Origin of the sequence: Bacillus testis (assembly GCF_001243895.1) — a bacterium.
In the GTDB taxonomy this organism is placed as follows: Bacteria; Bacillota; Bacilli; order Bacillales; family DSM-1321; genus Bacillus_AD; species Bacillus_AD testis.
The window spans coordinates 2,846,873-2,867,384 of the sequence record NZ_LN851186.1; the positions used below are offsets into that span (position 1 = coordinate 2,846,873).

A 20,512-nucleotide genomic window follows, 5' to 3' on the forward strand; every position below is an offset into this window, starting at 1 on the left:
CACCTCACAATATTAATATCTATAAATGGTCCATCATGGAAAACATCGGCATGAGGACAGACAAGTAAATGGCAACAACAATTAAGCCTACAGAGATGAAAAGGACCGGCTGCACCAATTTAATCATCCGGGACATATTTTGCTCTATGCGTGCCATCAACAGCTTGCTGTAATGGTATAACTCTTGATCCAATTTTCCGTTTTTCTGCCCATTTTCAACGACATCAGGCAAATAAGGTTCAAAATAAGGATGATTTTTGAAGACGGACTCGAGGCTTTGCCCGGAAACCAGCTCCAGGTAAATATATTGGCAGAAATGCTGGAAGAAAGGCTGCTGGTTGTGCTTAGCGAACAGGTGAATACTATCATTGATCGATAGTCCCCCCGACAGAAGAGCACCGAGCTGAAAGGATAAATAATAGGTATCATATAAGCGGATATAGGCCCCGATAAAGGGGATGCGAAGAATTAAGCTCTTTTTTTGCAAGGGTTCCCAATGTTTGAACCAAAATTGATAAAAAAGAACGGCAACTAGAAGGATGAAACTGAGGACATAAGGAAGAACGCCGGAGAGCGAGGAAACAGCCTGGACAACTTTCATGGCTAACGAAGGGGCCATTTCCATACTCTCGTATAGAGCCTGAAACTTAGGCAACAGCATGCTTTGCAGCATAAAACCAATGATCACTACCATCATGACAAGCATCATAGGATACATTAAAACCTTTATCAATTGTTCACGGTCTTGGCTTCTTTTCCTCCAGAACTCTCCTCCTTCCATAAGGGCTTTCGGCACATCGCCGTAATATTCGGCATAGTAGACAAACTGCAATAGATGGGGGTGAAAGCCAAGATGAAGCAATACATCATGAAGACTGTTTCCGCTTTTCAACTGACACAAGCTTTGTTCGACTTTTTGCCTTCTGGGCCCCTTTTCCTGCGATTGCAAAAAGGTTAGCGCTTCCGATAAATGGTAGCCGGCCGAAAGCAGTTCGCCCAGTTTAAGTATAAAAACAGATTGTTCTTTTCTATTCCATTTTCCTTTGTTACTTATAAACCCAGCGGTCATACTCTTCTTCCCGCGCAAAGCCAAGTGCCACGGCTTTGTTAATCTCGTCCTCCAGAAGCCGGTAGGTGTATTCATGTTCTTCCCCTTTCACCCCTTCATCCAGGAGCCTTGATAATTCCTTGCCGTGCAATAGTTCATATACGCTAGCCCTCTTGTTACGTTTGCCGTAGTGGCAATAAGGCGAGCATTCTCCTTCACAGACGGGGCATTTCAATTCCAGCAACCGCTGGGCGGAAACGGCAATCAGTGTTTGTTGGATTTCGCTGTGCGCTACACCAAATTCCAGGAGACGGGAAATAGCGCCGGCTGCATTCCGGGTATGCATCGTACTGAGGATCAAGTGCCCCGTAAGCGCAGCCCGGACAGCAATTTTTGCCGTTTCGGCATCACGGATTTCCCCGACCATAATAATGTCGGGATCATGTCGTAAGGCGGCCTTTAAGCCGACCGAATAGGAAATGCCTGCTTTTTCGTTGATTTGCACTTGTAAAACATCTTCTGAAACATTTTCGATGGGGTCTTCCAATGTGATGATATTGCGGTGGATAAAGGTTTTAGCATAATGAAGCAGGGAGTAAAGGGTAGTGGTTTTTCCGGATCCAGTCGGGCCGCTAAAAATAAAAAGGCCATGGGAATGTTTCATGAGGGCGAGGATTTTGCGTGCTGTTTCGGGGAATAAGGCCAACCGTTCGATCGGCACGATGCTTTTGCGGGGGATCAAGCGGATGACGAGTGTTTCGGTTTCGGCAGCGGGCAGGGAAGATAAGCGGAGCCCGACGATCTGTTCACGGACCATAAAATTCATCGACCCATTTTGTGGCCTCCTTTTTTCGCCGATATCCATGCCGGACAAAAATTTAAAATGGGAAATGACCCTTTCTGCCTGCTCTCGCGTCAGCCATTTAATCGGGAAAAGCTTGTTGTCAACCCGTAGCTGCACCAGCGACTTACCGTTTTTCGGAAAGATATGGATATCGGAAGCCCCTAATTCCACCGCCCGTTTCAATAATTCTTCTGCAATTTGCTCTGTATTGTACACTGTTCAATTCACCTCCTTCTCTTTTTAACATAATTCGACAGTACTATACAAAATCCTTTCTCTATCTTAATTATTTTTGCAAAAACTTAAGATTTCACAAAATGCTCACGTTACGGCCAAAAAGCATATAGAAGTCAGCCGTTTGCGAAATTTACTTATCAATATGGCGAATATTTTCTTTCATCTTTGTGAACTTTTCAGAAAACGTTCTTCTTGTTATTTGGATGACATTCCAAACCAACAATAACTGTATTACAATGGTATTAATTATGATTCCGAGGTGATTTTGGTGGAACAAACATTAAAAATTACAAATGTACTAAGCGATCCAACTAGATATTATATTTACCAGCATATTACGAAAAAACATAATGAAGTAACCGTACAGGAAATCGCGGATAATTTTAATATCCATCCCAATGTAGCGCGGTTGCACTTATCTAAATTAGAAGATATCAATATGCTTACCTCAGAAACCAAAAAAACCGGAAAAGGCGGCCGTCCGAGTCGTTTATATCGCTTATCCAACGAAGTCATACAGCTCCACTTCCCCTACCGCGATTATCAATTGCTTTCCAAAATAGCGATTGAAACGATGATGAAACTTGGAGATGCAGGCAAAGAGGCTTTATACCAAACTGGAAAAGCTTTCGGAAAAGAACTGGTTGAATCTGAATTAAACACAAGCGGTGCGAAGGCGGACACGCTGTCTTTTGAAGAAAAAATGAAGATCATCCGAAATGCAGCCACTGTGGCCGGCTTCTATCCTGAATTTCATGCAAATGAAGAACAGAACAAGATCCATTTTCAAATCTTCAACTGTCCCTTCAAGGAACTGGCTTCCAAACAATCGGACTCTGTATGCGGAATGCATAATGCCTTCCTGAAAGGGATGTTCTCATCCGTTTTTGAAGCTGTTGAGTTGGTTGAAACCGAAAACATGACAACCGGGTGTGAAAGCTGCAGCTACTGTGTAACTGTCACAAACTAGAAACAAAAACAAATCTTTACAGTTATAGACATTTTAAACTATAATTGGTACGTATGAACATGCTGGGGACAAAGGAGGGATACATGATGGAACGCATGTACAGAGTTCTTGGATTCTGGACTGGTATTTTTGCCGTTATGTTTTATTTGGGCGACATGTATACAGCTTCACTATTGTTTTTCGGTCAAACGGGATTTTTTATTTTACTAAGTTATTTGAAGCTGTCCGAGCGCATGTACATCTATGTATTCGGTGCCTATTTGACTGTATTCTTTGCAGGGTTTACCTACTGGACTACTTTCATGATGGTACCCGGAGCAAGCGGACATTAAGAATCGGCAACTTTGCAAAACACCTTTGTCTATTACTTTGTTATTTTCCAAAAAGAGCTTCGGCGTTCCCGGACGTATATCCAGGAACTTCGGAGCTCTTTTTATCATCAAAATGAGTTAAAAATACTTTGTTCAAATAAAGGCCAGCCGGTGGATAGGCCTTTCGTCTGCAACGCTACCTGAAAGTAATTGCTGATCCCGGCAGGGTTAAGACAGGCTGCAATTGAACGGTTGTATTTATGGGCTGGAGAAAAAGGATTGTAGTTGCTTACGCTTGCTTGTTCTTCAAGCAGCTCCAAAATGCCGCTGGCAAGAAGAAATTCTTGTTGGTTCATCAGCGGATGATTGTCCATACCGGCTGTTCTTCCGAGTGAAAACAACGTATCCCACTGAACGTGGCAGGTAATATCAATGCTGCCGGGTTGTTGGAGGACATCATCTAGCATTATATGTCTCTTGTAGCCTCTTAAACTGCCCCGGTATGCGGCAGGGCGGCCCCATTCTTCATTGCGATAGCCATAATCGATGCTTAAGACTAAGCCCCGGTTGCATCGGCCATATATGCGGCGGGCTTCTTTTTCCATGGCAAGAGGAATTTCAATCCGCTGACCTTCCCCCAAAACAATATTATAGTCACGGAGATATCGGTATATCTCCTTGTCTGTTGCCAGTTGACGTGTTTCTTTTAACTGATCGCCTTCCAACATAACCATTATTTCAAATAACTGCTGATTTTGCTTTTCGATTACATGGACAGGAAAAGCATCGAAATACTCATTGGACCAAAGGATGCCTTCCCATCCCGATTCAGGCAAGGTTGCTAAGATTTTCACTTGGGGATGGCCGGCTGTGAGCTGGGATTGGATTTTTTGATGGTAAGGGCTTTTTTCAATAATGAAATACGTCAGACTATTATATAAGTCTAGATCCACCATTTTGAGGCGGTTCAATAAATCATTGGCCATTTTTCCAGTTCCCGCTCCGCATTCATAAATAGCGGGGTGAAGATCATTGTCTCTAAAAAGCCGGCAGAACCAGTTGCCTAATACGTCCCCGAACACACTCCCCATATTGCTGTTCGTGTAAAAATCTTCACCTTTTCCAATTTTGGCTCTATTCTGCATATAATAGCCGTAAATGGGATGATATAGGGCCATTTCGATAAAATGGGCATATGTAATGCGGTTTTCCGGATTTTTAAGGATTTCATTTTTTATATAATTTTCCATATAATCTCCTAATAAATGTTTTTCACTATTGACATATTGGAAAATATATACTATATTTTGTATAGTAGCTTACCTATATCCCCTCCCATTATTAAGTAGAATATCCCCCAGAAAAGCCTTCTCATCAGAGGAGGCTTTTCTAGTTGGCCGTATCAGAAACCATTCAAGAACGGATTGGCATCCATCTCATCCTGAAGCAGAGTGACCGGACCGTGGCCAGACAGAATGATTGTATCTTCAGGGAGGACGAGAATTTTTTTATGGATGGATTGCATCAGTACATCCATGCTTCCTCCTGGCAGATCGGTACGCCCTATACTTCCCTTAAACAGGACATCCCCCGAAAACAGATAACCGTCTTCCTTTGCATAATAAGATACGCTGCCCGGCGAATGCCCCGGTGTTTCAAAAATAGCAAAGTTGAAATCCCCGATTGATAGCTTCCCTTCATCCGTGATTATCTTTTCAGCCGGCTGCTGGACAATGCTTTGGCCCATAAGAAAATGGCTGGAACCATTCAATGAGGCATCGGCAAGCCAGTTTGCTTCCTTCTTATGTACATATGCAGGGATGCTATAAGCTTTCCTTACCTCATCTAAAGCCCCGATATGGTCAAAATGGGCGTGGGTCAGCAGGACAGCCAAAGGCTTCAATTGTTTTGTATTGACATACTGGATAATCTTTTGGCTTTCCTCACCGGGATCAATGATTAGGCATTCTTTTTTGGCGTTTGAAACAATATAGCAATTGGTTCCCAGCGGGCCGAGCGGCAATTGATAATAATTCATTAAATTCCCTACTTTCTTAGTATATTCTTCTTTTATCATTTATTTACATATTTGTCACAAAAGCGTTTATTTAGAAATTCTCGACAAATATAAGAAAAAGATTTAAAATATGTACGAATGCTATTTTACTAAATTATAGTAGATGATTACATGAACATCAAAAGAAAATCTTATAAACATCGTTGAACCAAATTGTAAAAAGGGGGAGACATAATGGGATTAGTAGTGATTTTTGCGTTAGTGGCTATACTGGCAGCTTTTTCTTCTTTGCGCATGTTTAAACAAAAGAATATTCTTGGCATTCTATTTGCCGTCGGCTCTTTTCTTATTTTTGGCGCTTTTGCGCTGATGACTGCCATCAAACACGGAGTGCCTCTTCAAATGTAGATGCAAAAAAATCTCCTCCCTGCAATCAGGGGGAGATTTTTTTATATTCAAAACTATTTTCGAGTTTATTTCCGTATAAACACTTATTTCCCTGCGGAGAACATGCTATGGAAGCAGCATCAATCCGTTCCTTCAGAACTTCTTGTTTGCCGGTCTTCCAATTAAATGCGATTAACCGGTACCGTTTCTGATATTGATCGACCAAAGCCGATTCATACGGGACGAACGTAATAAACGTATTTTTGGGGGCAACCAATTCAAACGGTTGGATCACCCAATCAGAATAAGAACCGATTGCCGGCGCTTTCATCGTTTTGTACGATTGGCCGTTCCATTTATGGAATTCGTACTGTAAGGCCATGGAGTCCTCTTTGTGCTGATTGATTGTCAAAAGGATCTCTTTCTCCGCCCTGAATGTTATGCTATCTTGATAGAGATCTTTAGATGAAGACGTCAATAAATCATAACTTTTAAGCGGCGTTGTCAGCTGAGGGGTTTCCTCATTCCAATCCAAATACACCACAGAGTGGGCACTTTGCCATTGTGCAAAAGGTTTCGGCAAAGCAACCTTCTCCAGTTTTCCTAATTCGAAATAACAAATATATGATTGGAATGACCACTCTTCATTGAAGCTGTCAATCAAAATCATATTGTCGGAAAACGGATTCCATGAAACGGTTAGCTCATGGGCTGCAATTGTAAACGAATACAGTTCTTTTCCATTGCATTCCAGAATGTGAATACCCATTTTGTTCTGTCCATTCGGCATATAAACAAGGATAATTTCCTTATTAGGCGAGATTGAAACCCCACCGACCATTTCAGTAGTGGAAAAAATCTCTTTCTTCTTGCCGGTGCCAAACTCGTAAGTCATGATAACCGTCCTGTTTCCAGCCTTTGCACTATAAAGAATTGAATTCTCGGAAATCCAGCCGTATGCATTTTGGAAAGTATGTTTCTCATCAGACAGGGGTAAGGGCTTAATTGTTACATCTTGCTGTTTTTTTTCTTCAGGCACTGCCTTATTGGTTCCTTCTTCTTCACAGCCAACGAGAATGATAACAAGTAAACAAAAAAATAAAAACAAAAACTTTGCATTGCCAGTTTCTGTTTCCTGACTTTCCCTCAAACACTCTCACCCCAATATTTCAGCAAAGCTCAATTGAGATCATACTACATGGTACAATTTCTTTTGCATACGACTATCATAGTAAATAAATTCAGTTTATAAAAGGTGTAAAGGGCAAATAAATCAATATGGACCTATTTACCTAGAAAGAGAGCTTTATCCAGTAAAGGGAATGCCTCATTCTCGATTGCCGGCAATTGAGACATCGGAAGCGGATTCATGCCTTTTCCCAGTTCCAATGTAAAACCCGGTTTCCTATATTGATAAATGAACCAATCCCTGAAACCAGCTGAACTATCCACATCCTGAATGGCTTTATAACAACCCGCCTCTTCCAAACAACATGCATACTCACCCGCTTCCTCCGGTTCATATCCCCGATACCCCCAGTAGAATTCCTTCCCCTGAGTATGGAGCGCCAGGATATGGTGAAAATCACTGCCTGCCACTAACTGTTGCATGGCGATCGCTTCCGGTTCTGTCAGCGGTTTCTCCCCTGGATAATCGCGATAATACGGTTGCCTGCAATAGCTTTTCTCTCTATTTTCCTCCCAATGCGCCGGAAATTGCTTATTCAGATCAACGCCGCGTATATTCGCTTTCCAGCCATTATAGTCAGGCTTGTATTCATTCATTCGAGCAACATCGCTCATACCGGCCGTAACTTGGGAACCCTTAGCGACCAACTCGACGCCGTCAGGGTTGACCATTGGAACAGCTGAAATCTGAATTTGGTCGAGCAGTCCGGGCATAAGTTGGCTGGATTGGCCCAGGCGCTTCAACCAGTTCATCAACACCACAGAGGTAATCCATTCATTTGCATGAAAGGATGCATTGTAATGGACAATATTTTCTCCTCTTCCCCAGCGCAGCTCGTATATATTTTGATTCAAGACACTTTTGCCAATCACCCGGCATTCCATAGAAGGAACATTCCCCATAAGCTCTCTGATTTCCTCTTGCAATACCTCATATGTGTAAACTCCCTGCATATCAAATTCACCTTTCCCCTTTCTCAGATTCAGTGAAACTGTGATTGATGGCCTTCTTTCCACCGATTATGAGTTGAACCAATCGGATTCTTACTGTTGTTGTGTCAGCTTTTGAAGTAGGATTCCTAGAATGGGATTAAAAAAGACTTGTTCCTAAAATGAACAAGCCTTTCCCATCCGCCAACCTCGGCACCCAAAATCCCTTTTTCGTTTTAATCTAATTCGCCGGTAATTCCGTATTTACTTCCATTTGTATGATCCTTGAATTGGTTGTATACCTTTTCTGATGCCTGATTTTTTATTTCCTGTTAAATGATAGTGAAGTTGGTGTTTATATATGAAGAACATTCCTTATGTCGCTAATGGGGCAGGTTTGTAGAAGAAGAGTTTCTAGGATATAACTAAAAAAAGGTCCTTTTCTCCATTTAAGAAAAGGACCTACTTATTTATTGTTCCAACATGTTTTTTTATTATTCTTTTACATGTTCATAATAATTTCTTTTAGACTTATCAGATACAATAAAATTAATAATTAACCCCAATACTAAAAAAGCAAAGGAGCCTATGATGTATATTGGACGAATTTCAAACAGTTCAGCAGATAATCCAATTGTGACTGTAAATAATACTATTAAACTAGCCTCCAAAATCCCAAAGACACTGGAGAATCTCCCCATAATATCTACGGGTACGTTGTTTTGATAGAAAGTTAAAAAACCTATATTAGCGAATGATAAGAAAAACGTCAAAGTGAAGAATCCAATAGATGCCCCTATGAAATCATCTGAAAAAGCAAAAATTAAGTAGCCAATAGGAGTAAAGAACGCCCCAAGTCCAATTAAAATATTTAATTTTAATTTATTGGCGAATACAGCATTTACTAATGAACCGCCAATTATGCCAACACCCGCAATACTAACGAGAAATCCATAGGTACTTTCAGATAAAGATAGAACTTCTGTGGCGAACGCAGCCTCCAAAGAATCTAAGGCAGTCATAAACACTGTAATTATACTAAATAGAATATAAACTAAGGTCACATGAATATTTGTGTGACTAAATTTAAGTATACTTTTCCAGTCGTTATAAATTAATGCTAGATTAATCTTTTCTGATATGATATCTCCTTTCCTTATCTCCACATTTGGAAGTAGTAGAATGACTATTGCTGATAAAAATAACGCAATAGAATTCATCTGAATAGCTAAGTAAGGAGAACCAAAAATAAAAAGAAAGCCTGCAATGGAAGGTCCTAGTATAAATCCACATGAATTGATAAAGTTTCTCATTGCATTAAATCTTTGTCTATCCGTCTTGGGAATTAACTTAGTCATGTAGACCATGGAAGTTGGTTCAAATATAGAGCTAGCTATATTAATTAGAAAGATTACTAAGTAAATCAGGAAAAGAGAATTTAGAAATGGTAATGTGAATATGAATAACGCTCTAATTAAATCCAGAAAAATCATTAGGTTTCTTTTATTTAATCGATCGATAAAAGTTCCAGACCAAAAATTTGTAAATAAGGTTGCGATAGGTAAAAGAATATATAGTATTGATATGGCTAAGGGTGATCCCGTCATATCTAATATAATTAAGTTTAAAGCTATCAAATAAACCCATGCACCTACATTTGATATTCCGATTCCAAATAAAAGTAAAAGGGGGTTTTTCCATTCCATCTTATCACTCCTAAATATAAGGTTTAAAACCGAAAAAAATCTCACCTCCAAGGATATGATCCTTGGGGACGAGACTCCTTATATTAGAAGTTCGTGGTACCACCCCAGTTTATTTCTGTGTTACCACAGAAACCTTTTCGAGTACGACAAAACTGTTTATACTCTATCTCTATAACGGGAGAAACCGACACATAATCAATATCTAGACGAAATATCCTATGTATTGCTCCAAGACTTGTTTCGGTGTGCCTTTACATCCTCCATTTTCAGCTAGCAGGAGTTCTCTGTTATGCTTGAACACACTTACTCTTCTCTTCATTGCATTTATTATATATTATGGGTGATTATACAGTAATTAACAGAATAAAAGAAGTATTATTTAAATTTAAGGTAAGATTCTTATATTGAATAAAAAGTATACAATCAGTTCCAAGTTTGTGAAGAAACGTACTTAAACAAACTGGGGATTGATTCAATAAAAAGTATACAACTTTATTCTTCATTAAGTATTAACTGCGCATGCCAATGTAAAACAATTTTAAAGAGCCATACTGCGTTTAGGATGCAGTATGGCTCTTATTTTTTAATCAAAATCCTATAGTTTTATGATCGCCGCTTTAAGGTGATTTTACATTCTCATTGAAGCGAAGGAGGTCTCCATAAATAATTTTGTCGGAGAATTCGAGTTCTTGCTTCGCTTTTTCTTCATATGGCCCGCAGGCAGCGGCATCCTCCACCGGCTCCCCGTTAACATTGCTGTAACAAGTATCTTTCGTAAATGTAAGGTCCTCCGTGATAAAGCTGCCATCTCGAAAAACAGTGAATCCTAACCGGTCCTTTGAGAATAAGTCGGCGCCGAACTCAATATTGTCTTTCGTTGGGATTCCTAACAGATGCAGCAAGGTTGGTTTAAGATCTACCTGTCCGGCTACCTCTGTCATCACTTTTCCCTTGTGGCCGGGAATATGGATAATTAATGGGACCTTTTGCAGCTGCGCAGAATCATACGGTGTAATTTCCTCTTTATTCAAATATTGCGCCATAGCTGCATTATGGTTCTCTGATATCCCGTAATGATCACCGTATAAAATGATGACGGAATTGTCGTAGAGCCCTTCCTTCTTCAATAAATCAATGAAATGCCCAATTGCTTCATCCATATAACGGACAGTCAAAAAATACTGATTAAGCGTTTTTGAGTTGGAGTCATAGGGCGCAATCGAAGCATCCTTCTCATCCAGTGTGAAAGGATAATGATTGGTAAGTGTAATGAATTTGGCGTAGAATGGTTTGCCTTTCGCTTCCAATTCCTTTAAGTGTTCTATAGATTGTTCAAAAAAGTCTTTATCCTTTAATCCCCAGCCAACTGAGTTCTCCTCGTTAACCGTATAGTCTTCAATATTATAAAATCGTTGGTATCCAAGCGATCCATACATTACATCCCGGTTCCAGAAGCTTTTATTATTGGCATGAAGCGAGGCAGTTGAATAACCCGCTTCATTAAGGATTTCCGGCGTGGCCCTGTATTGATTTCTCGGATTTGTGAAAAATACGGCTCCCCTGCTTAATGGATACAGCGAATTTTCCACAATGAACTCAGAATCCGACGTCTTTCCTTGCCCTACTTGATGGTAGAAATGATTGAAATAGTAACTGTCCTTAATGAACGAGTTTAAAAACGGGGTTATCTCCTGGCCGTTGACAGTCTCGTTTATGACAAAATTCTGCGTGCTTTCCATACTGATCATGATGACATTTTTTCCTTTTGCTGCCCCAAACATGGCCGGATTTTCTTGTTTGTAGTTAGCTCGTACATAGTTTTCGATGTCAGCCAATTCAGTGCCATCCGCTAACGCTCTTTGTGCCGAGGACTTAGATTGAAGAAATGCATCGTAGATATGGTAGTTGTAGGTTCCTATATTCTTGACTAGCATTTCTCGATCAAACGTGCGCGTCAGCAACTGGGGGCGTTCCGTTTCTGCCAAGCCAAGATTCAAAAAAGAAATGGCGGCCACGAGCAACACATACACCTTTTGTTTTCGCTTGTTATATGGCGTAGCCGACACAAAGGCGGGCTTCCATTTTATTAACAGCACCAATACAAAAACATCTAAAAAGAATAAAATATCCCACGGCGATAGCAGATGGAAAATGCTTTCTCCCAGCTCTCCCATATTACTGGCCTGGAAGAGCAACGGAATCGTCAGGAAGTCGGTAAACTCCCGGTAATACACAACATTTCCGTATAGAATGGCAGACACAAGACAACTTGCGCCCAGAATATAACCGGATTTAAATTTGTTTTTAAAGAAAAGCGATCCCCCAAAGACTATCATAAGAAACGCCAATGGATTGATGAACAGGATCAGTTCCTGTATAGCATTCTCGATTTTTATATCAAAGCTTATTTTATAAGTGATGTATGTTTTGAGCCACAGCATGATAATCGCCAGAGCCATCAATGAAATGCGCTTGGACGGCCACGTAAGCCTTATCATTTTTCCCTTCATTTTTACCTCCCCTTAACAGCTAGCTTTGTCCTTATCCGCTTTTGAAAACAAAAAGTAAATATTAACCATTTATTATATGATAAATCTTACTTCTTCTTGTCTTAAAAATCAAATTATGTCCTTACGCATAAAGCGAAACTTTAATCAGCGGGGTTTTCATTCATTCATCACCACCGGTTATGGGCCGAACCAGCAGGATTGTTACTATGCCCGATTCCCCTCTTACACTTTTTGTATCTTCACTCTCCTATTGAAACAGAAGGTTCCCTGCCAGTTAAAATGGATAAAAAAAGGACTGCTTTTACCATATGAAAAGCAGTCCCTTTCTGATACCTTAATCTAATAAATGGGTTTTTACCATCCATGCAGCGCCGATGACGCCTGCATCATTTCCTAAAGTGGCGATTGCTAGCTCCGTTGATTCTCTGACGCGGAGGAATGTGTATTTTCTAAAGTAAGCTTCGACGCCCTTCAACAAAATATCGCCTGCCTTGGAGACGCCGCCTCCAATAACAATTTTCTCAGGGTTGAGGGCGTTTGCCACATTCGCCAGTGCATAGCCTAAATAAAAGGATACTCGGTCCAGGATATGAAGCGCATAGGCATCCTTATTCCTTGCGCAGTCTACGACGTCTTTGGCCGTAATCGATCCGTTTGCGCCCAATAGGTCTGTCAGCTTTGACTCCGGATGGTTTTTCAAGTCTTCCAATGCAAGGCGCACAATGCCTGTGGCTGATGCGACCGTTTCAAGGCAGCCTGTTTTACCGCAGTTGCATTCAAAGCCGTTTTCCGGAACGGCCGTGATATGCCCAATTTCGCCTGCCGCTCCGCTGATTCCCTGAACCATCATCCCATTGGCGATTACTCCGCCGCCGACTCCGGTTCCTAAAGTCACACAGACCATATCGCTTGCACCGGCTCCGGCTCCTTTCCACATTTCGCCGATGGCCGCCGTATTGGCGTCATTATCGACCCAGACCGGCAAACCTGTTTTTTCTGTTAGGCTTTGCTTCAACGGGTAATTCTTCCACCCTAGGTTCACTGCTTCGTAAATAACGCCATTCTCAGCATTGACAGGCCCTGGAGCACCCATGCCGATTCCTAAAATCCTACTTTTGTCTTCACCCAATTCATGAAGCTTGGCTTCCATCGCCGTATTGATATCAGCTGTTATATTTTTTCCTTGATCAGAAATATCCGTGGGAACTTCCCACTTATGTAAAATTTCGCCATTCGCCGTTAGGAAAGCCAATTTGATGGTTGTTCCACCTAAATCTACACCCATTAACCATTTTTCCATGTCGATGTTCACCTTACACTCTCTTGTCTTTTTCGATTTCTATTTCTCTGCGCAACAGCATCAACGCTGTTTGGAAATCTTGGACTGGCAACAGCTGCGACTTGTATAACTCTTTGAGCTCGTCCTCCATCAGCTGCAGGTCAGCCAGCCGGTCACCCACATAAATAATAGTGCCAAACTTCTTCAATAATTGTTGTATATCATAAATAGTATTCATCTTTTCCCTCATCGCCTGTTTGTTTACAGGTAAAGTATATCGGATACCAGACCATCCCACAAGCACGCAAACCCACTTAAATCTGAAAAAAAACGCACTTATTCGATTGTTCGAAAAAGGCGCAAAGCTATTAGCGGCTTGCACAAGAAAAACAACCATCGGGAGTAATTCCAATGGCTGTATCATGCAACTTATTCACCGATCGGGGTCTTTCGGATGAAGAGCCCGCGGACGGCGATTTTTGAGGGGAATCGGCGCCCGAATAATCACATCCCGAAGTGCCCTGTACGAAAACGGCACAAACGGCCAAAAGTAAGGAACCCCCAATGATTTCATCTGGATGAGCGAAAGGACGTAAAATGTAGTCCCAATAACCAAACCAGGCATTCCGAAAATGGCTGTCGCAAGAAGCAGTCCCAGCCTGACAAGCCGGTTCGCCAGCCCCAACTCATAACTTGGCGTAGCAAATGTCCCTATTGCAGCCAATGATAAATAAAGGATGACTTCATTTGATAATAATCCTACCTCAACCGCTACCCCTCCGATCATCAAAGCCGCTACAAGCCCAAGTGCTGTTCCAAGCGCAGTCGGGGTATGTATGGCCGCCATCCTCAGCATATCCAACCCGACTTCAATCAATAAAAATTGCACAATGAGCGGGATGCTGCCCATGTCTTTCGGACCTATGTAGGAGAGGACACCAGGCAAATAATTCGGGTTCTCGGCAAAAAAATACCAGAGCGGCAGAATGAATAACGATGCCCATACAGCAAGGAATCGGACCATGCGCAAGTAAGCGCCAATCAGCGGTTTATTGCGGTATTCTTCTGCATGCTGCAAGTGGTGCCAAAAGGTGGAAGGAGTAATTAAGGCACTGGGCGAACCGTCGACGAAGATAATCACATGGCCATCATACAAATGGGCCGCAACCGTGTCTGGCCTTTCCGTATACCTCATGATCGGATACGGGTTCCAATATCGCCCTGAGATAAATTCATCAATGCTTTTTTCTGCCATTGGCAAACCATCCGTATCAATCTTAGAAAGTGAGTTCTTGATTGTCCTCACAAAATCGTTATTAGCGACATCTTCAATATAGCAAACAACAACATCGGTCATGGAACGCCGTCCGATTGATAAGTATTCCATGCGCAACGTTCTGTCCCTCACCCTTCTGCGCGTCAACGCCGTGTTGAAGACCAGTGTTTCAACAAACCCATCCCGCGCGCCGCGGACAACCCGCTCCATATCGGGTTCTTGGGGCCCTCTTACTGGGTAAGTCCGCGCATCTATAAGGATAGCCTTATCTACGCCATCCACAATCAGAGCAGTCGGTCCCGCTAAAACGGTGTCTGCCACTTTATCCAGATCATCGACCGCTTCCACTTCCACATAAGGGATATATGTCTTCAATAGCTTCTCCAGCGGGTCCGGCTGAAGATCTTCTGCTTTCAATTCAAGCAATATTTTCATCAGATAGTGGAGAATATCGTCTTTTACAAAGCCATCGATCAGATACAAGGCCATATTTCTGCCGGCATATACAACATCCAGCCTTATGACATCAAAGCTTTTATCCACTCCAAGGGCTCTATCCAGATAAGCAGTATTATTTGCTATATTTGTTGAAACAGGATGCTTTCTGTCATTCAAACTAATACACTCCTTTCTATCGTTAATCTTAGACATAAAGAAAAGGAAACATACCTTATATCGGCCCTTACAAAAATAGAAAGAACGGGCAGAGGAACATCCCCGCCCGTTCTTTCGGCTTTAGACTTATTACTGCAGCTCTTTAAGCTGCTCATTCAACTTCTGGTATGATTCTTCATCCGGCTGCAGCTTTAGGGCTGCATCGCTCTCTTTGATCGCTTCCTGAATATTTTGCTGTTGCAGATACGTTAGCGCCAGATTATAATGCGCCTGATGAAAATCGGGATTCAATTGTATCGCTTTTTTATAATACGCCTGTGCCTGGTCATAGTCTTTCTCATCAATGCTTAAATTTCCAAGCAAAAATTCGGCTGTCGGCGAAATCATCCCATGCTCCAGAGACTGTTCAAGAATTGCCTTCGCTTTATCATTTTCTTTCTTTTGGATATATTCCTGTGCAAGCATCGTCAATGGGACGTCCTGGCTGGTTTGTTTCTGTTTGTCAAAGCCATAGTCCATCAGTAAGAAACTTCCTATCACGATGACCAGGATGGCAGGAATGGCATAAGCCGCTTTCCATTTCTTCGGCACCCCGACAGCTGCCGCAGCGAGAAAACCGCCGATCAATCCGCCGATATGGCCGGAATTATCGATGCCTGACACGGTGAATCCAAACGCCAAATTAATCAGGATCAGCACAATGATGTTCATGCCCATCGTTCTTAGGAAAAGCTTTGGCTTAACAATCCCGAAGAATAAAAGCGCTCCAAAACAGCCAAAAATAGCGCCACTCGCCCCTGCTGATAAAGTGGGGGACATGACGAAGCTCGCCAAAACCCCAGCAAAGCCCGCAAACAGATAAACGAGCACGAACCGTGCACTTCCATATATGCGTTCCACTTCGCTGCCAATATAGAACAAAGCAAGAGAGTTCATCAATAGATGCAGAAAGCCAATATGGATGAACATCGGTGTGATGAAGCGCCACCATTCACCGCTCAAAATCAAGGGGTTATACTTAGCCCCGAATTCCACGAGAGTAATCGTCGAATTGCTACTTCCAAATATCTCCATCAATAGAAAAATGACAATCTGGATGGCTAAAAAGACTTTTGTAAAGATTGGTTTTCCATATTGGAACATCTTCTGCTCAGTCTGCCGTTGTTCAATGCCGGAAGAAATGGCATTCTGCTTAAGGGCAATGATATCCTGCTCTTCAATATCTTCCGGTATTTCTTCGTTGGCCCAAAAGCCAATCCCCAGCTCACGGCCGACATGCTGTAAACCTTCTTTGGCATGCTCGGAATCAACCATTCTGGTGTGAATAGTTGTTTTATTGACGGTGATCGGCTGAGCGATATACATTTCATATTCATCCACAGGTTTGAATTGGGTTATATATACATTCAAGACGGATATAGGCCGCTTGAATAATTGTTTGCGTATATTTTCTCCATTCATCACCGTGCGGTTAAGATCTTTCTTTAATCCGGCAGCCCAGTCAAAGTCATATCTCATGAACCTGACGACCGGATAGGCATGGCTCGTTTCATTATGCTCCAGCCATACCTCATTTTGATCATCCGACATTGTAACCAGGCTGTAATTATATTCCCTGATCAGCAAATTAATCGATTTCCAGAACAAATAATCTTCTTTAAATCCCACACTACTCCCTACTTTCACCTAAACAATCTGTCTTGCTGCACTTCCGGCTTCATGTAACAATCTATGCCTCAAAAAATCGTTGGTTCAGAGTAAAATCACTCTTATTATATACTTTATCAAAATCCGGTTAGATTGACAGAATAATTTATGATGAAGAAATACATTTATCCAGACCGCCTACGATGCTGGCGGAAGAATGAAACCCTTCACCAATCAATGTTTCACTAGAGGATGATTGTGTGGATTCTGCGTTATTAAACAAATAAAAAACCGGCTTATAGCCGGAATACCCGAATCAAGGGCGAAATAAACGCTGCATCATATATTGGCTGGCATAAGGCATCTTCATCGATTTAGCGACAATATAGCTCCTTATCGGCTGAAAGCCCAATAAGCGGTTCATCAGCTTGTAGCGGTATTTGTAAGCGCCGAACACCAACAGAGCCGTTCCAAGCCATTTCAATAAACGCATCATAAAAAAATCCCTCCTGTTGCTATTGTGCAACAAAGGAGGGATTCTTATCCGCCAGCCGCATTATAAGCGGATGGCTTTTTTGCTTAATGATTATGCTTCAAGAACAGGAGCCATTGTCTTTTTAAGAACGTTTACTGAATGAGCGAATTTTTCTTTTTCTTCTTCATTCAATTCAAGTTCTACAATTTCTCTGATTCCATCGCGGTTTACGACACACGGAACACCGATGTAGATATCGTCATGTCCATATTCGCCTTCCAATAATGTAGAAACAGTAAGAATGCTGTTCTCATCTTGAAGGATTGCTTTCGTAATGCGGACAAGACCCATTGCGATTCCATAGAAAGTTGCGCCTTTAGCGTCAATGATTTTATAAGCAGCATCGCGGACGTTGACGAACATTTCATCAAGATCGCCCGGTTTGTAATCTTCTTTGATTTCAAGAGCTTTTGCAAGCGGTTTTGCTCCTAAGTTTACATGGCTGTATACAGGCAGTTCTGTATCACCGTGCTCACCGATGATGTAAGCATGCACGTTACGAGTATCGATATTGAAGTATTCTCCAAGTTCATAGCGGAAACGGGCAGTATCCAAGATTGTACCTGAACCGATTACGCGCTCTTTTGGAAGTCCAGAGAATTTCCAAGTTGCATAAGAAAGAATGTCAACCGGGTTAGCAGCAACCACGAAGATTCCGTCAAAGCCGCTGTCCATGATTTCTTTAACGATTCCTTTGAAAATAGCTGTGTTTTTAGCTACAAGGTCCAAACGAGTTTCGCCTGGCTTTTGGTTAGCTCCAGCTGTAAGTACAACGATGTCAGCATGGTTGCAGTCTGCATATGTACCGTTCCATACTTTTGTTTTTGAAGGGGCGAATGGTAAACCATGATTCATGTCCATAGCATCGCCTGCAGCTTTATCTTTATTTATATCTACAAGTACTAGTTCCTCTGTGATTCCTTGGTTCAGCATAGCGAAAGCGTATGAGCTTCCAACGAATCCAGTACCAACTAATACGACACGGTTAACTTTCTTTTTCATATTACATACAATCCTTTCAAATAACGACATTTTAACCTACTGCAACAGTTTAATATATTCACCGCCCTATTTGTGAAAAGAAAGCGCTTTATATGTAAACATTTTGTTACAAATTTCACAAACTAATTGATATATTTGGATTATCAGTAAAAAATATCCTATTTATCGGTGTTTTGGATGAATATTTTACCGCAAATTTAAAAAAAGAATCGCAAGCATTGCGCTCAATAGGATAGATAATATATTGACCACATCATTGTTGCACCAGCGGTAGCCGTTAGCCAGATTGGTGGAATTGCCGCAATGTTCCCTTTTTTCGGTTACTTCGGAACAGGCAGGACATTTATATTTGGCCTGTATGCTTCCTCCCAGCAATGTATCTATCACACTTCCCATAAAACCACTACATAGTATAATAGCTGTTTCTGCAAGGCCGATCCCCGGGAGCAATAGCCAGCCGGCCAAGCTTATCACAAGGGCTCCGCCGAACGAGGCGATGGTCCCTAATAAGGAGACAGCCCCAGACGTTCCTTTTTCAACCCGTTTTCCCTTCAATAAATGAAACGGCTTACCGCGGCTTAACACGCCGATTTCCGAACCCCAAGTATCAGAATTAGCTGCCGCAACCGATGCCAGGAAAAAAACAGTGGCTGCTTCGCTAGGGTTAAAGGCAAACCATAACGCTCCAACAGCCGCTATGGAGCCATTGGCCAGCACTTGGACCCAGTCTCTCCGATCGCCTTTCTCTAGCATCCGGTCAAGACTTTTTTTCTTTTGCTTCTTGTATTTCGACCAAAGGCTTGATGAAACAAAAAACAGTCCCAGAATAACCAGGCCGTTCCATTGGTAACCGATGAAAAGAACTGTCCCAACGGCAAAAGCGGCTATGCTTCCCGACTTCGTCAATGAAGAAACGGCATACCCCCCAAGCGCCGCACATGCAATCAATACAATGCCAGCACTATAACTCAGCATCCAGTATCAGCACCTCCTCCGGTGTAACCAACATTTGGACCGGGATATCATACGGTTCGTTAGGCAGCGAAGCATAGATCTGTAAAGGTGTGGCAAGCGCAACTGTCTTACCGTTATACCCTTCTAAGAATCGATCATAGTAACCTCCGCCATAGCCAATCCTGTACCCATTCTTTGCAAATGCTACACCCGGCACAACAATCAGATCCAGTTCACTAGGGGTAGCTTCCAGCGTTTGTTCTTTTATAGGTTCCAACAAGCCCTGATAGACGGTTTCTAATTCTTTGAAATTCGTTAAAAAACGGAAGGTCATTGTATGGTCTACGGGGTTGCATTTAGGCACAGCGACCTTTTTCCCTTCTTTCCATGCCTGTTCAATCAATGCAGTTGTGTCGATTTCAATTTTGGTGGAAACCGTTATGCCAATCGTTTTTGCCTCTTTCCATATATTCGTTCCGTACAGTTGCTGGGCAATTTGCTTACTCTGCTCCTGTCTTATATGATGCTGGATTTCGTTCAGCTTTTTGATGGCTTCTTGGCGGATGCTTTTTTTATCCATATATGCACACTCCATTTATTCTATTCAAGACTTCATATTTGTTCTTTGTTCTTTACTATAACACGTTCTATTCTTTTACTGTTGAGTCTTTAGGTCTAATAGGCGCCCTAGGCATGGACAGTTACAGTCTGAAAAAGGCAAAAAAAAAACAACAGGACAAATCCTGTTGTTTACTTTGTTTCACGGTGTAACGTAGTACGCTTTTCTCTAGAGCAATATTTCTTAAGCTCAAGGCGATCTGGATTGTTACGTTTATTTTTCTTAGAAATATAGTTACGGTCTCCACACTCTGTGCAAGCCAACGTAATATTAACGCGCATTATATAATTCCCTCCAAACATCAAGTCATCTTCACATAGGACTTTTCTATAATATCATTTTTTTTTATGAAATGCTAGTATGATTTTGCTTTCATACGAATATGATGTTTTCTGAGGGAATGATAACGGAAAAACAAGCTGGAAAAGACATGAACC

Annotated in this window: 20 protein-coding genes and 1 other annotated feature; of the genes, 3 read left to right on the forward strand and 17 right to left on the reverse strand. The window is 41.8% G+C overall.

Annotated elements, in window-relative coordinates:
• Nucleotides 1-19: 19 nt before the first annotated feature.
• Together comGB and comGA are read right to left on the reverse strand one after the other, a co-directional pair.
• Nucleotides 20-1,144: a competence type IV pilus assembly protein ComGB gene (comGB, locus tag BN1765_RS14245; protein WP_082195488.1), complete on the reverse strand. Its 1,125-nt coding sequence runs from the start codon at nucleotides 1,142-1,144 to the stop codon at nucleotides 20-22.
• The gene (gene comGA / locus BN1765_RS14250; protein ID WP_050615760.1) at nucleotides 1,047-2,108 is read right to left on the reverse strand and encodes a competence type IV pilus ATPase ComGA; all 1,062 of its coding nucleotides are present in this window, start codon (nucleotides 2,106-2,108) and stop codon (nucleotides 1,047-1,049) included. Before comGA ends, comGB begins: the two co-directional genes overlap by 98 nt.
• 289 nt (nucleotides 2,109-2,397) lie before the next feature.
• Here comGA and BN1765_RS14255 point away from each other — a divergent pair, with 289 nt between their 5' ends.
• Complete coding sequence (locus BN1765_RS14255; protein ID WP_050615761.1) at nucleotides 2,398-3,099, forward strand: helix-turn-helix transcriptional regulator; 702 nt, start codon at nucleotides 2,398-2,400, stop codon at nucleotides 3,097-3,099.
• Between the two features lie 86 nt (nucleotides 3,100-3,185).
• Nucleotides 3,186-3,431: a DUF2626 domain-containing protein gene (locus BN1765_RS14260; RefSeq protein WP_050615762.1), complete on the forward strand. Its 246-nt coding sequence runs from the start codon at nucleotides 3,186-3,188 to the stop codon at nucleotides 3,429-3,431.
• Nucleotides 3,432-3,538: 107 nt separating this feature from the next.
• Here BN1765_RS14260 and BN1765_RS14265 read toward each other — a convergent pair whose 3' ends face one another.
• Together BN1765_RS14265 and BN1765_RS14270 are read right to left on the reverse strand one after the other, a co-directional pair.
• Nucleotides 3,539-4,660 (reverse strand): class I SAM-dependent methyltransferase, encoded by a 1,122-nt coding sequence (locus BN1765_RS14265; protein ID WP_050615763.1) that lies wholly within the window; start codon nucleotides 4,658-4,660, stop codon nucleotides 3,539-3,541.
• Between the two features lie 152 nt (nucleotides 4,661-4,812).
• Nucleotides 4,813-5,448 (reverse strand): MBL fold metallo-hydrolase, encoded by a 636-nt coding sequence (locus BN1765_RS14270; protein WP_050615764.1) that lies wholly within the window; start codon nucleotides 5,446-5,448, stop codon nucleotides 4,813-4,815.
• 213 nt (nucleotides 5,449-5,661) lie between these two features.
• Between BN1765_RS14270 and BN1765_RS19355 the strand changes: the two genes are divergently transcribed.
• Nucleotides 5,662-5,835 (forward strand): DUF2759 domain-containing protein, encoded by a 174-nt coding sequence (locus BN1765_RS19355; protein WP_069203036.1) that lies wholly within the window; start codon nucleotides 5,662-5,664, stop codon nucleotides 5,833-5,835.
• Between the two features lie 25 nt (nucleotides 5,836-5,860).
• Here BN1765_RS19355 and BN1765_RS14275 read toward each other — a convergent pair whose 3' ends face one another.
• The 13 genes from BN1765_RS14275 to rpmG form a co-directional block, all read right to left on the reverse strand.
• On the reverse strand, nucleotides 5,861-6,964 hold the full coding sequence (locus tag BN1765_RS14275; RefSeq protein ID WP_050615765.1) for a YqgU-like beta propeller domain-containing protein: 1,104 nt from the start codon (nucleotides 6,962-6,964) through the stop codon (nucleotides 5,861-5,863).
• A 134-nt stretch (nucleotides 6,965-7,098) separates the two neighbouring features.
• On the reverse strand, nucleotides 7,099-7,956 hold the full coding sequence (locus BN1765_RS14280) for a M14 family zinc carboxypeptidase (protein WP_050615766.1): 858 nt from the start codon (nucleotides 7,954-7,956) through the stop codon (nucleotides 7,099-7,101).
• Nucleotides 7,957-8,426: 470 nt separating this feature from the next.
• A complete protein-coding gene (locus BN1765_RS14285; RefSeq protein ID WP_050615767.1) occupies nucleotides 8,427-9,638 on the reverse strand; it encodes an MFS transporter in 1,212 nt (403 codons plus the stop codon).
• 61 nt (nucleotides 9,639-9,699) lie between these two features.
• Nucleotides 9,700-9,966 (reverse strand) — a binding site (T-box leader).
• A 289-nt stretch (nucleotides 9,967-10,255) separates the two neighbouring features.
• Entirely contained in the window at nucleotides 10,256-12,148 is a 1,893-nt protein-coding gene (locus tag BN1765_RS14290) for an LTA synthase family protein (RefSeq protein ID WP_230199533.1), read from the reverse strand.
• A gap of 334 nt (nucleotides 12,149-12,482) precedes the next feature.
• Complete coding sequence (locus BN1765_RS14295) at nucleotides 12,483-13,448, reverse strand: ROK family glucokinase (RefSeq protein ID WP_050615768.1); 966 nt, start codon at nucleotides 13,446-13,448, stop codon at nucleotides 12,483-12,485.
• 13 nt (nucleotides 13,449-13,461) lie between these two features.
• A complete protein-coding gene (locus tag BN1765_RS14300; RefSeq protein WP_050616790.1) occupies nucleotides 13,462-13,665 on the reverse strand; it encodes a YqgQ family protein in 204 nt (67 codons plus the stop codon).
• A 195-nt stretch (nucleotides 13,666-13,860) separates the two neighbouring features.
• The gene (locus BN1765_RS14305; RefSeq protein WP_050615769.1) at nucleotides 13,861-15,354 is read right to left on the reverse strand and encodes a spore germination protein; all 1,494 of its coding nucleotides are present in this window, start codon (nucleotides 15,352-15,354) and stop codon (nucleotides 13,861-13,863) included.
• A gap of 93 nt (nucleotides 15,355-15,447) precedes the next feature.
• Nucleotides 15,448-16,986, reverse strand: coding sequence for a rhomboid family intramembrane serine protease (locus BN1765_RS14310; RefSeq protein WP_050615770.1), 1,539 nt, complete (start codon nucleotides 16,984-16,986; stop codon nucleotides 15,448-15,450).
• A 295-nt stretch (nucleotides 16,987-17,281) separates the two neighbouring features.
• Nucleotides 17,282-17,461, reverse strand: coding sequence for a hypothetical protein (locus BN1765_RS14315; protein ID WP_050615771.1), 180 nt, complete (start codon nucleotides 17,459-17,461; stop codon nucleotides 17,282-17,284).
• A 90-nt stretch (nucleotides 17,462-17,551) separates the two neighbouring features.
• Nucleotides 17,552-18,502: an L-lactate dehydrogenase gene (locus BN1765_RS14320; RefSeq protein ID WP_050615772.1), complete on the reverse strand. Its 951-nt coding sequence runs from the start codon at nucleotides 18,500-18,502 to the stop codon at nucleotides 17,552-17,554.
• Nucleotides 18,503-18,688: 186 nt separating this feature from the next.
• Nucleotides 18,689-19,477: a DUF92 domain-containing protein gene (locus BN1765_RS14325; protein ID WP_050615773.1), complete on the reverse strand. Its 789-nt coding sequence runs from the start codon at nucleotides 19,475-19,477 to the stop codon at nucleotides 18,689-18,691.
• Nucleotides 19,464-20,036 carry a 5-formyltetrahydrofolate cyclo-ligase gene (locus BN1765_RS14330; protein ID WP_050615774.1) on the reverse strand — a complete coding sequence of 191 codons (573 nt, stop codon included), beginning with the start codon at nucleotides 20,034-20,036 and terminating at the stop codon, nucleotides 19,464-19,466. Before BN1765_RS14330 ends, BN1765_RS14325 begins: the two co-directional genes overlap by 14 nt.
• Nucleotides 20,037-20,206: 170 nt before the next feature.
• A complete protein-coding gene (rpmG, locus tag BN1765_RS19620; RefSeq protein ID WP_075050813.1) occupies nucleotides 20,207-20,356 on the reverse strand; it encodes a 50S ribosomal protein L33 in 150 nt (49 codons plus the stop codon).
• Nucleotides 20,357-20,512: the final 156 nt, after the last annotated feature.